Source organism: Streptomyces ureilyticus (genome assembly GCF_011045025.1).
GTDB lineage: Bacteria > Actinomycetota > Actinomycetes > Streptomycetales > Streptomycetaceae > Streptomyces > Streptomyces ureilyticus.
In genome coordinates this window covers 89,107-101,950 of record NZ_JAAKZX010000011.1, presented here as the reverse complement: position 1 = coordinate 101,950, position 12,844 = coordinate 89,107, and the positions used below count along the sequence as shown (strand labels likewise).

Sequence of the window (12,844 nt, the reverse complement as noted above, 5' to 3'; positions counted from 1 at the left end):
CAGCTGGGGATGGCACCCGCTCGCGGGCGCGCTCAACGGCAAGGTCGTGTGGGCGCTGTTCCGGCTCCATACGGCCGGCTGAGGAACCGCGGCGTTTTTTCGCGCCGCGGTTCCCGCCATCCCACCGAAGGTGAACCGATGCCAACCGCCCCGGAGTTGATCTCCCCCCGCTCGCCCCGCGTCACCGCGGCCCGCCGGCTCGCCAAGCGGAACTTTCGGGTCAAGGAACGGCTGTTCCTTGCCGAGGGGCCGCAGGCCGTGCGGGAGGCGGCCGGGCACAGGGGCGGGGCCGGGGCCACGCTGGTCGAGCTGTTCGCAACGGTCGACGCCGCGGAGCGGTATGCAGACATCGTGGGCGAGGCCCGGGCGACGGGCGCGCGCGTACACCTCGCCGCCGAGGACGTGATCGCGGACATCTCCACGACCGTCACCCCACAGGGCCTCGTCGGGATCTGCCGGCTCCTGGACACGTCGTTCGAGGAGATCCTCGAGACGGGGCCGCGACTGGTCGCCGTACTGGCACATGTGCGGGACCCGGGGAACGCCGGAACCGTACTGCGGTGCGCGGACGCCGCCGGAGCGGACGCCGTCGTCCTCACCGACGCGTCCGTCGACGTCTACAACCCCAAGGCGGTGCGCGCATCGGTCGGTTCGCTGTTCCATCTGCCTGTCGCCGTGGGGGTACCCGTGGCGGACGCCGTCGCGGGGCTCAAGGGCGCCGGTGTGCGCGTACTGGCCGCAGACGGGGCCGGCGACCACGACCTGGACGACGAGCTCGACCGCGGCACCATGGGCGGGCCCACGGCCTGGGTGTTCGGGAACGAGGCGTGGGGACTGCCGGAGGAGACGCGTGCGCTCACCGACGCCGTCGTGCGCGTCCCCATTCACGGAAAGGCCGAGAGCCTGAACCTCGCGACCGCCGCCGCCGTATGTCTCTACGCGTCCGCCCGTGCGCAGCGCACCCGCGGTGCACGTCCCTGAGGGGGTCCGTTCCGTCACTGACAGCTAGTAGGGTGACGGACTCGGGGGCCCACTCGCCAGGTCCGAGAGGTGGGGTACGGGGATGAGTGTCGGAACGAGCGGTGCGAAAAGGGCACTGCGAGCACGGGACATGCACAGCGCGCCCGCGTCCCCGCGCGGTGATCTCATCGACCTCGGCATCGACCCCGACGACCTGCCCGACGGACTGGTGATCGCCGACGAGCGCGGCCGCGTCATCTGCTTCAACGCCGCCGCCGCCCGTATCACCGCCGTTCCCGCCGCCGACGCGCTCGGCCGGCACCTGGAGTGGGCGCTGCCGTTAGAGGACCTGGAAGGCCGCCGCTGGTGGCAGCTGACCGACCCGTACGGCGGTCTGGCGATCCGCGTCGCGCAGCCTGAGCGCAATCTGTTGCTCCCGGGCGGACGTGAGGTGCTGGTCTCCGCGCGCTACGTACGCACCGCGCCCACCGGCCCCGTCCGTCGCGTCGTCGTCTCGCTGCGCGACACCGAGGCCCGCCGCCGCACCGAGCGCAGCCACGCCGAGCTGATCGCCACGGTCGCCCATGAACTCCGCTCGCCGCTCACCTCCGTGAAGGGTTTCACGGCGACGCTGCTCGCCAAGTGGGAGCGGTTCACCGACGACCAGAAGAAGCTGATGCTGGAGACCGTCGACGCCGACGCGAATCGGGTCACCCGGCTCATCGCCGAGCTTCTCGACATCTCCCGCATCGACTCCGGCCGCCTCGAGCTGCGCCGCCAGCCCGTCGACCTGGGCGTCGCCGTCGGCCGGCACATCCAGGCGTACGTCGCCTCCGGCCAGTCCGCCGACCGCTTCCTGCTGCGCATCGGCCAGCCGCTGCCCGACCTGTGGGCCGACCCCGACAAGGTCGACCAGGTGCTCAGCAACCTGCTGGAAAATGCGGTGCGGCACGGCGAGGGAACCGTCACCATTGACGTAGAGCCCGCGCCGTCGCCCCGCGAACGGGAATGCGCCGGTACATCGGTCACGGTGAGCGACGAGGGCCCCGGCATCCCGGAGGAGTCCATGAACCGCGTCTTCACCCGCTTCTGGCGGGGCAGCAAGCGCGGCGGAACCGGCCTCGGGCTGTACATCGTCAAGGGCATCGTCGAAGCCCACGGCGGCACCATCACGGTCGGCCGCGCCCCCGGCGGCGGCGCCCAGTTCCGATTTACGTTGCCCGTGGGCACCCCGGCGTATCTGCTGTAACGCCGACGAGGCCCCACGGGCGCATTCGTACACTTCGCGGCCCTCGGACGCCCGGTCCGGGAGAAGCCCGTACCCCCGTTAGACTCGGCCTTTGGCACCTTGCGTCCTCTTTTCAGGACGACGCGTCCCCCGAGTCGCAGACGGGGACCCACCGCCAGCCAACCGGAAGCACGGGAAGAGATGTCGGCACCGAACAAGTCGTACGACCCTGTAGAGGTCGAGGCACTGAAACCGGAACAGATCGAGCGCATGCGGGACGAGGCGCTCGCCGCCTTCGCCGCCGCGGACTCGCTCGACGCGCTCCATGAGGCCAAGGTCGCCCACACCGGCCCCACCTCGCCGCTGGCGCTCGCCAACCGCGAGATCGGCGCCCTGCCCCCGCACGCCAAGGCCGACGCCGGCAAGCGTGTCGGCCAGGCCCGCGGCGCCGTGAACAAGGGGCTCGCCGCTCGCCAAGTCGAGCTGGAGGCCGAGCGCGACGCCCGGGTGCTGGTCGAGGAGGCCGTGGACGTCACGCTGCCGTACGACCGCGTCCCGGCCGGCGCACGGCACCCGCTGACCACCATGATGGAGCGGGTCGCGGACGTCTTCGTGTCCATGGGATACGAGATCGCGGAGGGCCCCGAGGTCGAGGCCGAGTGGTTCAACTTCGACGCCCTGAACTTCGGCCCGGATCACCCGGCCCGGCAGATGCAGGACACCTTCTTCGTCCAGACTGCATCCAATAGCGGCTCCGCCGCGGGCAAGGGTGCTGACAGCGACGGCGAGTCCGGAGTCGTGCTCCGCACCCACACCTCGCCCGTGCAGGCCCGCGCCATGCTCGACCGTGAGCCGCCGGTCTACGTCGTCTGCCCCGGCCGCGTGTTCCGCACGGACGAGCTGGACGCCACGCACACCCCCGTCTTCCACCAGATCGAGCTGCTGGCCGTCGACGAGGGCCTGACCATGGCGGACCTCAAGGGCACCCTCGACCACATGGTCCAGTCGCTCTTCGGCGCCGACATGAAGACGCGGCTGCGCCCGAACTACTTCCCGTTCACCGAGCCGTCCGCCGAGATGGACATGCTCTGCTACGTCTGCAAGGGCGAGTCCGTCGGCAACCCCGACCGCTCCTGCCGCACCTGCTCCAGCGAGGGCTGGATCGAGCTCGGCGGCTGCGGAATGGTCAACCCGCGGGTGCTGACCGCCTGCGGTGTGGACCCGGAGAAGTACAGCGGATTCGCCTTCGGGTTCGGGATCGAGCGGATGCTGATGTTCCGCCACAACGTCGAAGACATGCGAGACATGGTCGAGGGTGACGTCCGGTTCACCCGGCCGTTCGGGATGGAGATCTGATGCGGGTCCCGCTTTCTTGGCTGCGGGAGTACGTCGACCTGCCGGCGACGGAGACCGGGCGCGACGTCCAGGCCAAGCTCATCGCTGCCGGTCTCGAGGTCGAGACCGTAGAGCAGCTCGGCGAGGGCCTGAAGGGGCCGCTCGTCGTCGGCAAGGTGCTGACCATCGAGGAGCTGACGGAGTTCAAGAAGCCGATCCGCTTCTGCACCGTCGACGTCGGCCAGGCCAACGGCACCGGCGAGCCCCAGGAACTCATCTGCGGCGCCCGTAACTTCGCCGTCGGCGACAAGGTCGTCGTGGTCCTGCCGGGCGCCGTGCTGCCCGGCGGCTTCGAGATCTCCGCGCGCAAGACGTACGGCAGGACCTCGCACGGCATGATCTGCTCCAGCGACGAGCTGGGCATGGGCGACGACGGCAGCAAGGGCATCATCGTGCTGCCGCCGCAGCACGAGGTCGGCACCGACGCGATCGAGCTGCTCGAACTCGTCGACGAGGTCCTGGACATCGCGGTCACCCCCGACCGCGGCTACTGCCTCTCGCTGCGCGGTGTCGCCCGCGAGGCCGCCATCGCGTACGGGGTGCCGCTGCGCGACCCGGCCCTGCTCGACGTACCGGCGCCGAACGAGTTCGGCTACCCGGTCGAGGTGTCCGACCCGCTCGGCTGCGACCGCTTCACCGCGCGTACGGTCACCGGCCTCGACCCCGAGACGCGCTCCCCGATCTGGCTGCGGCGCCGGCTGCAGAAGGCCGGGATGCGCCCGGTCTCCCTCGCCGTCGACATCACCAACTACGTGATGCTGGAGCTGGGTCAGCCGCTGCACGCGTACGACCGCTCCCGCGTCCAGGGCGCGATCGGTGTGCGCCGGGCCGAGCCGGGCGAGAAGCTCACCACCCTCGACGGTGTGGTGCGCACGCTGGACGCCGAGGACCTGCTGATCACCGACGACCGTGGGCCGATCGGCCTCGCGGGCGTCATGGGCGGCGCCAACACGGAGATCGCGGACCACGAAGACGAGGCCGGTACCACCGAAGTCGTCATCGAGGCCGCCCACTTCGACCCGGTCTCCATCGCGCGTACGGCCCGCCGCCACAAGCTGGCCTCCGAGGCGTCCAAGCGCTTCGAGCGCGGCATCGACCCGCTGGCCGCGTCCGCGGCGGCCCAGCGGACCGTCGACCTGCTCATGCTCCTCGCGGGCGGCACCGCCGAGGCCGGCGTCACCGAGGTCATCGCGCCTTCCGCGCCGCGCACCATCACCATCCCGGCCGACCACCCGGACAAGGTCGCGGGCGTCGCGTACGGCCGCGAGACTGTCGTACGCCGCCTCCAGCAGATCGGCTGCGACGTCTACGGCCAGGACCGGCTGACCGTCACCGTGCCGTCCTGGCGGCCCGACCTGACCGACCCGAACGACCTGGCCGAAGAGGTCATCCGGCTCGAGGGCTACGAGAACCTGCCCTCGACCCTGCCCAAGCCCCCCGCGGGCCTTGGCCTGACCGACCGGCAGCGGCTGCACCGCCGGGTCGGCCGGGCGCTGGCCGGAGCGGGGTACGTCGAGGCGCTGAACTACCCGTTCATCGGGACCGAGGTCCTCGACCAGCTCGGCCTGGACGCCGACGACCCGCGCCGCGCCCTGGTCAAGCTGGTCAACCCGCTCTCCGACGAAGAGCCGGCGATGCGCACCACCCTGCTGCCGGGTCTGCTCGGCGCGCTGCGGCGCAACGACGGCCGTGGCTCGCACGACCTGGCGCTCTTCGAGACCGGCCTGGTCTTCCGGCCGACCGGCGAGGAGCACACGGCCGAGCGCCTGCCCGTCGACCGTCGTCCCACCGACGAGGAGGTCGCCGGGATCAACTCCGCGCTGCCGCGCCAGCCGCGTCGCGTCGCCATCGTCCTCGCGGGCGCCCGCGAGCAGGCCGGCTGGTGGGGCAAGGGGCGTCCGGCGGACTGGGCGGATGCCGTCGAGGCGGCTCGTACGGTCGCCCGTGAAGCCGGTGTCGAGCTGACGGTGCGTGCTGACCAGCACGCTCCCTGGCACCCGGGCCGCTGCGCCGCGCTGTACGTCGCGGTGAACGGCGAGGAGACCCTCGTCGGTCACGCCGGTGAGCTGCACCCGCGCGTCATCAAAGCGCTGCACCTGCCGGAGCGCAGCTGCGCCATGGAGGTCGAGCTCGACCTCATCGAGCAGGCGGGCACCGGCGCCCTTCAGGCACCGCGTATCTCCACCTTCCCGGTCGCCACGCAGGACGTCGCGCTGGTCGTCTCGCGGGACGTTCCGACGGCCGACGTGGAGGCCGCGCTGCGCGAGGGCGCCGGTGAACTCCTCGAGTCCATCCGGCTGTTCGACGTCTACGAGAGCAAGCAGCTCGGCGAGGGGCGAAAGTCCCTGGCGTATGCGCTGCGCTTCCGCGCCGACGACCGCACGCTCACCGTCGAGGAGGCCTCGGCCGCCCGCGACGCGGCGATCACTCTCGCCGGCGAGCGCACGGGGGCGGTGCTGCGCGGGGCGTGACCCCGGCACATGCCCGCTGACCTGCGATGAGGGACACTTCCGGAGCCACGGAGGTGTCCCTCACTCATTCGGGTGAGAATTCGGTGCCAACGGGTCATTCGGGTATGGACGCCGACAAGAATCGATCCGGTCGATCGGCCGTCCATGAGCGCCGACCAGGGACGGCCCCACGACCGCCGCACCGCAGCTTGGGGGTCCGTCGGCATGATCCGTACCATTGCCCGGGGCGGCGCCCGCGTCGGTGCCTCCCGTGTGTGGCGGACACTCCTTCTCGTACTGCCTGGCCTGTGGGTCGCCGCCGTCCTCCTGTGGGAGATTCTCTCTCCGCCCCAGGCGCAGCTGATCCAGCTCCTGGCCGCCGCCCCCGCCATCGCCTGCGCCGGCACGGGCCGCCGCTCGTGCGTACTGCTGGGCGGCCTCTGCGCGGCCTTCGCGCTCGTCCCGGTCGGCACGGCGGGCCGGGACGAGAGCATCGGCACCCGGTGCGGCACGTTCGCGGCCATCCTCGCCGTCGTCCTGGCCAGCTATCTCACGGCCGGGCGCCGCGCCCGCCTGCAGCGCGAACTCGAAAGCGCCCGCGCCGTCGCCGACGCCGCCCAGGCCGTGGTGCTCCGCCCGCTGCCGCCACGACTCGACGGACTCGCCCTGGCCGCCGGGCAGTTGTCCGCGAGCCGGGGCGCGGCGGTGGGCGGCGATCTCTATGAGGTGATGGCCACGGCACACGGGGTGCGAGTGGTCATGGGAGACGTACGGGGCCACGGCCTGGCCGCGATAGGAACGGTCGCGGCACTGCTGGGCAGCTTCCGCGACGCGGCCCACGAGGAGGCCGAGTTCGCCGACGTACTGCGCCGCCTGGAGCGCGCCCTCGACCGGCATCATCGGGAACGCTCCCGCCACGAGCACCCGGCGTCCTCAGCCACGGATCCGCCGAGCCCGGTAGCCGAGGACTTCGTCACCGTACTGCTGCTGGAAATCCGCCCCGACGGCACGGTGCACGCCCTCAACTGCGGTCACCCCTGGCCGTATCTCCTCACCCCAGGCCAAGCGGAACCGTTCGCGCAAGCCGAACCCCTGCCCCCGCTGGGCCTGTTCCCGCTCCCCGAAAAACTGCCGCTCACGGATTGCGGCCAACTCCTCCCAGGCGAGGCCCTGTTCCTCCACACGGACGGCGCAGAGGACGCACGGAACGGGAAGGGCCACTTCTTCCCGCTACCGGCCGCGCTGACGGAGGCCGCCAAGGCGCAGCCCGTGGAGCCGAGGGACGTACTGCGAGACGTCTTCACCGGCCTCCAGCACCACACAGCCGGAAGCACGACGGACGACGTAGCCATACTGGTACTACGCAACGACCGCCCAGCATTAAGCGCCCCGTTAGGGGCGCGGGGCTGTGACATAGGCGGCTCCGCCGCCGGGGCGCGACCAGCCACGACGGACCCGCAGTCGACAAACCACTTGTAGCCCCCGCTTTTCAGCCGCTCAACCCAGCGGAGCGAACCCGCGGAGCGACGCCGTCCGCCCAAGCCACGGAGTGTCGGGCAGGCAGCTGGGCGGACGGCGCGAAGACGGGCCACCGCACTGTACGAGGGGGAGCCGGCGGCCCGGCGGGCCTCTTTGCGAGGCATTTCAGTCAACCGGCCGGAAACTCTCCGCAACAGCGCGCGTACAGCGCGGATTCGAGCACTCCGTTCACACCCCGTGTGAACACGCACGCACTACTCTTTTCCGCACCGAGCCACCCGGAGGGCCTCCATGCAGCCCAACACTCTGCTCGACGCGATTCTCGACGAAGCCGGCATATCCCACGCGGGCCTCGCCGCCCATGTGAACCAGGCGGGTCGCAGCCGTGGCCTGGCACTCCGGTACGAACACACCGCCGTGGCCCGGTGGTTGAAGGGCCAGCGGCCGCGCGGCCAGGTGCCCGACCTGATCTGCGAGGTGCTCGCCACGCGCCTGCAGCGACCCGTCACCCTCGACGACATAGGCCTCGGCGTCCCCGGCGAGTCGGCCTCTCCGCACGGCACGACCCTCTCCGGATTCGTCGAGCGGGCCACCGCCCTGTGGCGATCCGACGAACAGCAGCGCCCGCACATCCTCGGCGCCCCCGCCGTCACCGGAACGCCCGCCGTGATGCCCGTATGGGAATGGGAGAACCCGCCCGAGGACACGGATGTCTCGCGGGGCGGGCGGCAGCGCGTGAGCATGGCGGACATCGAGATGCTGCGCGCCGCCCGCGCCCACTACGAGCAGATGTACCGCAAGGCCGGCGGTGTCGCGACCCGCAGCCGTATCGTCGGGTTCCTCAACTCCGAGACCGCGCCGCTGCTCAGAGGCAGCTACACCGACGCCACGGGCCGCCAACTCCACCGCGCGACCGGCGGGTTGGTGGCGATCGCCGGCATCTGCGCGTACGACTCCGATGCGCACGGCCTCGCCCAGCGCTACTTCCACCAGGCGCTCAGGCTGGCAAAGGCCAGCGGCGACCGGGGACTTGGCGCGTATGTCATCGCCCTGCTGGTCAACCAGTCGTTGTTCATGCGCGAGTACCGGCAGGCCGTCGCCTTCGCCGAGGCCGCGCTGCGCGCCGCGGGGCGGCACATCACCCCGGCGCTCGCCGCCGACCTCTACGCGATGCAGGCCAAGGCGTACGCACACCTCGGCGACGGCAGCAGCGCCCTGTCCTGCATCCGGCGTGCGGAGTCGGCCGCCGAACGTATCCGGCGCGGTTACGAGCCGGACGAGACCGGCTATGTCCAGCCGGGCCTGGTCAACGTACAAGTGGCGGAGGCGCTGTTGAGTCTCGGTGACCTGACCGCCGCTCAGGAGCACGCCGCGGCCGCCGTGGACACTCCGGCGCACGATCGGGGCCGGGTGCACCGGCTCGCGATGCTCAGTCAGATCGAGCTGCGCCAGGGCAATGCGGACAAGGCGGTGGTCACCGCGGTCGAAATGGCCGAGCAGGCGCGGGGAATGGAGTCCCAGCGGCTGCGCGACAGACTCCGGGCGGTACGCGAACATCTGGTGGCCAGTGACTGCGCGGGAACCTCCGAGGCCGCCGAACTCATCGCCGGGGCACTGCGCGTACCGCTCTAGGGAGAGCCCGGACACTGCGCCTACCGCCGCGAGCGGACCGCCGACGGACCACCACGAGTCTGCTGTGAAGACGCTCCTGCTGCGATATTGCCATCTACTCGGCGGAAGGTGGCAGAACCGTGCAGTGGACGAAACAGAACGAACAAACTGTGTACGCAAATCGCTGGTTCAGCGTCAATCTCGCGGATGTGGAGCTGCCGGACGGTCGGCACCTCGATCACTTCTTGATACGGCTGCGGCCCGTCGCCGTGGCCACCGTGGTGAACGAGGCCAACGAGGTGCTGCTGCTGTGGCGGCACCGCTTCATCACCGACAGCTGGGGGTGGGAGCTGGCAGCGGGCGTCGTCGAGGACGGCGAGGACATCGCCGTCGCGGCGGCCCGTGAACTGGAGGAGGAGACCGGGTGGCGGCCGGGACCTCTGCGCCATCTGATGAGCGTCGAGCCCTCCAACGGGCTCACCGACGCCCGGCACCACATCTACTGGGCCGACGAAGGCGCGTACATCGGACACCCCGTGGACGACTTCGAGTCGGACCGTCGGGAATGGGTTCCACTCAAGCTCGTCCCCGACATGGTCGCCCGCGGAGAGGTCCCGGCCGCCAACATGGCAGCCGCGCTGCTCCTCCTGCACCATCTCAGGCTCGGGCAGGACGCTTTGCCCTGATCCCCCCACCGCGTCCTGGGGCCTAGTGGCCCAGAGCCTGCCAGACCGCCACGGCGAGTGCGCCCACAGCCGTGACGACCGCGACCGCGCGCAGTGGCCAGCGGGTGTGTTCCAGTGCGACGACGCGTGCGCTGAGGTCGTCGAGATCCTTGGCGGTCTGTTCGGCGCGGTGACTGAGCAGCGCCTGTCCTCCCTCGACGCGGGCATGCGCCACATCGAGGCGACGGCGTAACTCTGCGAGTTCTCCTTGGACCACGGGATGCTCCGGGTCGGCGGTCACGAGTCCGCTCCTTTCAGTAGTCGTCACATCCCTTACGTGCGCACGGAAAGTCAACCGGCCCTGGTGGGCCCTGGGGAGCGTGTGCGAGGGGCATATGCGGGCCCGGTGCGCACACGGTGTGTGAACGGCGCGGGCCCGGCTCTCGGAAGAGAGCCGGGCCCGTCCGGCCAGAGACGTACGGACCGTAGTCGGTACGAGGATGCCGCTAGGGGTAGGTGTAGAAGCCCGAGCTCGACTTCCGGCCCAGCCGGCCCGCGTCGACCATGCGCTGGAGCAGCGGGGGAGCGGCGTACAGCGGCTCCTTGTACTCCTCGTACATCGAGTACGCCACCGAAGCGACGGTGTCCAGGCCGATCAGGTCGGTCAGCTTCAGCGGGCCCATCGGGTGGGCGCAGCCCATCTCCATACCGTTGTCGATGTCCTCGCGGCTCGCGATGCCGGACTCGAACATCCTTATGGCGGACAGGAGATACGGGATCAGCAGGGCGTTGACCACGAAACCCGAGCGGTCCTGGGCCCGGATCGAGTGCTTGCCCAGGATCTTCTCGACCAGCGCCTGCGCCCGGCTGATCGTGCCCTCGGAGGTGGTGAGCGCCGGGATCAGCTCGACCAGCTTCTGCACGGGCGCCGGGTTGAAGAAGTGGATGCCGATGACCTGGTCGGGACGCGAGGTGGCGACGGCGAGCTTCACCAGCGGGATGGAGGAGGTGTTGGAGGCGAGGATCGCGTCCTGACGGGTCACCACCTGGTCGAGCACCTGGAAGATCTCGGTCTTCACCATCTCGTTCTCGACGACGGCCTCGATCACCAGATCGCGGTCGGCGAACTCGCCCAGATCGGTGGTGAAGGTGAGCCGCGCCTGTGTGGCGGCGAGCTCCTCCTCGGAGATCTTGCCGCGCTCGGCAGCCTTGGAAAGCGAGTTGTAGAGCCGGGTCCGGCCGATCTCCAGGGCCTCGCCGGTGGTCTCGGCGACCATCACATCGAGCCCGGCACGGGCGCACACCTCGGCGATGCCCGCTCCCATCTGGCCGCAGCCCACCACTCCGACACGTGAGATGTCTCCGAAGGTGTCCGTCACATCGTCCCTTTCGCTGTTCCATGGGGGTGGCAGGACCCCGAGGGCGCCTGCTCCATTCGTGAACGTTACTCTCGGGGTCCCGATGATCGATCGTGCGGGTGCGGCATGCTGTCTGCCCGGAAGCGATCCGTGACCAGGCCGGTCCGGTGCGTATGGGGGGACCCATGGGACGAGTGACACGTAGGGCGTTCGCGGGAGCGATGCTGGCCGGGCTCACGGCCGCCGGAGGCGCGGTGGCCTGGGGCGCGACGACCGGCGGCGAGGCGGACGAGGACGAGAAGGCAGAGGCCCGGCGCCGCGTCGGCTCCGGCGAGCTGCGCGGCATGTGGCTGTCGACCGTCACCAACCGCGACTGGCCGTCCAAGACCGGGCTGACCGCCGCCGAGCAGCGCTCCGAACTGCTCGCGCACCTCGACACCGCCGTACGCCACCGGCTCAACACGGTGATCTTCCAGGTGCGCCCCACCGCCGACGCCCTGTGGCCCTCGCCGTACGAGCCCTGGTCGCAGTACCTCACCGGCACCCAGGGTGAGGATCCCGGCTGGGACCCGCTGGGCACCGCGGTCAAGGAAGCGCACGCGCGGGGTCTGGAACTGCATGCCTGGTTCAACCCGTACCGGATCGCCAACCACGCCGACCCCACGAAGCTGGTCGCCTCGCACCCTGCCCGCGAGCACCCCGACTGGGTCGTGCCGTACGGCGGGAAGCTGTACTACAACCCCGGGCTGCCCGAGGTCCGCGCCTTCGTCCAGGACGCGATGCTCGACGCGCTGAAGAAGTACGCCATCGACGCCGTGCACTGGGACGACTACTTCTACCCGTACCCGGTCGAGGGCGAGGTCCTTGACGACGACGCGGCGTACAAGCGGTACGGCGGCGGCTTCGCGGACCGGGCGGCCTGGCGGCGGGACAACATAGACAAACTCGTGCGCGAGACGGCGGCCCGCGTCAAGAAGATCCGGCCGGGCACGCAGTTCGGAATCAGCCCGTTCGGAGTGTGGCGCAACGCCTCGACGGACTCGCAGGGCTCCGACACCCAGGCCGGCGTGCAGACGTACGACGACCTGCACGCGGACACCAGGAAATGGGTCCGCGAGGGCTGGATCGACTACATCTGTCCGCAGATCTACTGGAACATCGGCTTCGGCGCCGCCGACTACGCGAAGCTGCTGCCCTGGTGGGCGGAGGTCGCCGAGGGCAGCAGTACGCGGCTGTATGTGGGGGAGGCGCTGTACAAGGCCGGGGATCCCGCGCAGCCCGAGGCCTGGCAGGACCCGGCCGAGCTGTCCCGGCACCTCACCTTCGCCCGCGATCACCCGCAGGCGCGCGGGCATGTCTTCTTCGCGGCCAAGGAGGTCGGCGCCGACCCGATCGGCGCGATGGCACGCGTCGTCGCCGACCACTATCAGCGGTCGGCGAAGCCGCCGCGTTGATCTGACCCGCTGACCTGCTGGGTCTGCGGCCTACTGGGTCTTGGTCTCGCTGACGTGATGCTCGACTGTGGTGTCAGGACCAGGGGACATCACGGTCTCGTGGCCGTCCTCGAAGCGGACACGGAACGGCGGGTTGCCGTCCGGCCCCAGGACTTCGACGACTTCCCCGACCCGGTCGTGCTGTCCGACGATCCTGCCGTGCACCAGCAGGTGGTCGCCTTTGCTTGCACGCATGTGGAGGGCC

Annotated in this window: 11 protein-coding genes and 1 pseudogene; 9 read left to right on the top strand and 3 right to left on the bottom strand. The window is 70.6% G+C overall.

What is annotated here, in order from left to right; translation table 11 throughout:
* The 8 genes and pseudogenes from G6048_RS49210 to G6048_RS05895 form a co-directional block, all read left to right on the top strand.
* Positions 1-82: pseudogene (locus G6048_RS49210) on the top strand (ATP-binding protein); the annotation flags it as partial.
* A gap of 56 nt (positions 83-138) precedes the next feature.
* Positions 139-981, top strand: a complete 843-nt coding sequence (locus G6048_RS05925; RefSeq protein WP_165338368.1) for a TrmH family RNA methyltransferase — start codon at positions 139-141, stop codon at positions 979-981.
* An 82-nt stretch (positions 982-1,063) separates the two neighbouring features.
* Entirely contained in the window at positions 1,064-2,209 is a 1,146-nt protein-coding gene (locus G6048_RS05920) for a sensor histidine kinase (protein ID WP_165338367.1), read from the top strand.
* Between the two features lie 180 nt (positions 2,210-2,389).
* Positions 2,390-3,544 (top strand): phenylalanine--tRNA ligase subunit alpha, encoded by a 1,155-nt coding sequence (gene pheS / locus G6048_RS05915; RefSeq protein WP_165338366.1) that lies wholly within the window; start codon positions 2,390-2,392, stop codon positions 3,542-3,544.
* Positions 3,544-6,054, top strand: a complete 2,511-nt coding sequence (pheT, locus tag G6048_RS05910) for a phenylalanine--tRNA ligase subunit beta (RefSeq protein ID WP_165338365.1) — start codon at positions 3,544-3,546, stop codon at positions 6,052-6,054. Before pheS ends, pheT begins: the two co-directional genes overlap by 1 nt.
* Before the next feature lie 204 nt (positions 6,055-6,258).
* On the top strand, positions 6,259-7,512 hold the full coding sequence (locus tag G6048_RS05905) for a PP2C family protein-serine/threonine phosphatase (protein WP_165338364.1): 1,254 nt from the start codon (positions 6,259-6,261) through the stop codon (positions 7,510-7,512).
* 291 nt (positions 7,513-7,803) lie between these two features.
* Positions 7,804-9,144, top strand: a complete 1,341-nt coding sequence (locus G6048_RS05900) for a transcriptional regulator (RefSeq protein ID WP_165338363.1) — start codon at positions 7,804-7,806, stop codon at positions 9,142-9,144.
* A gap of 119 nt (positions 9,145-9,263) precedes the next feature.
* Positions 9,264-9,809, top strand: coding sequence for an NUDIX hydrolase (locus G6048_RS05895; protein WP_165338362.1), 546 nt, complete (start codon positions 9,264-9,266; stop codon positions 9,807-9,809).
* Between the two features lie 22 nt (positions 9,810-9,831).
* On the opposite strand, the gene G6048_RS05890 is transcribed toward G6048_RS05895, so the two are convergent.
* Positions 9,832-10,089, bottom strand: coding sequence for a hypothetical protein (locus G6048_RS05890; protein ID WP_165338361.1), 258 nt, complete (start codon positions 10,087-10,089; stop codon positions 9,832-9,834).
* Positions 10,090-10,294: 205 nt separating this feature from the next.
* Positions 10,295-11,167, bottom strand: a complete 873-nt coding sequence (locus tag G6048_RS05885) for a 3-hydroxybutyryl-CoA dehydrogenase (protein ID WP_165338360.1) — start codon at positions 11,165-11,167, stop codon at positions 10,295-10,297.
* Positions 11,168-11,331: 164 nt separating this feature from the next.
* On the opposite strand from G6048_RS05885, the gene G6048_RS05880 reads away from it, so the two are divergent.
* Positions 11,332-12,600, top strand: coding sequence for a glycoside hydrolase family 10 protein (locus G6048_RS05880; protein ID WP_206341217.1), 1,269 nt, complete (start codon positions 11,332-11,334; stop codon positions 12,598-12,600).
* Between the two features lie 30 nt (positions 12,601-12,630).
* Here G6048_RS05880 and G6048_RS05875 read toward each other — a convergent pair whose 3' ends face one another.
* Positions 12,631-12,834: a DUF1918 domain-containing protein gene (locus tag G6048_RS05875; RefSeq protein ID WP_165338359.1), complete on the bottom strand. Its 204-nt coding sequence runs from the start codon at positions 12,832-12,834 to the stop codon at positions 12,631-12,633.
* Positions 12,835-12,844: the final 10 nt, after the last annotated feature.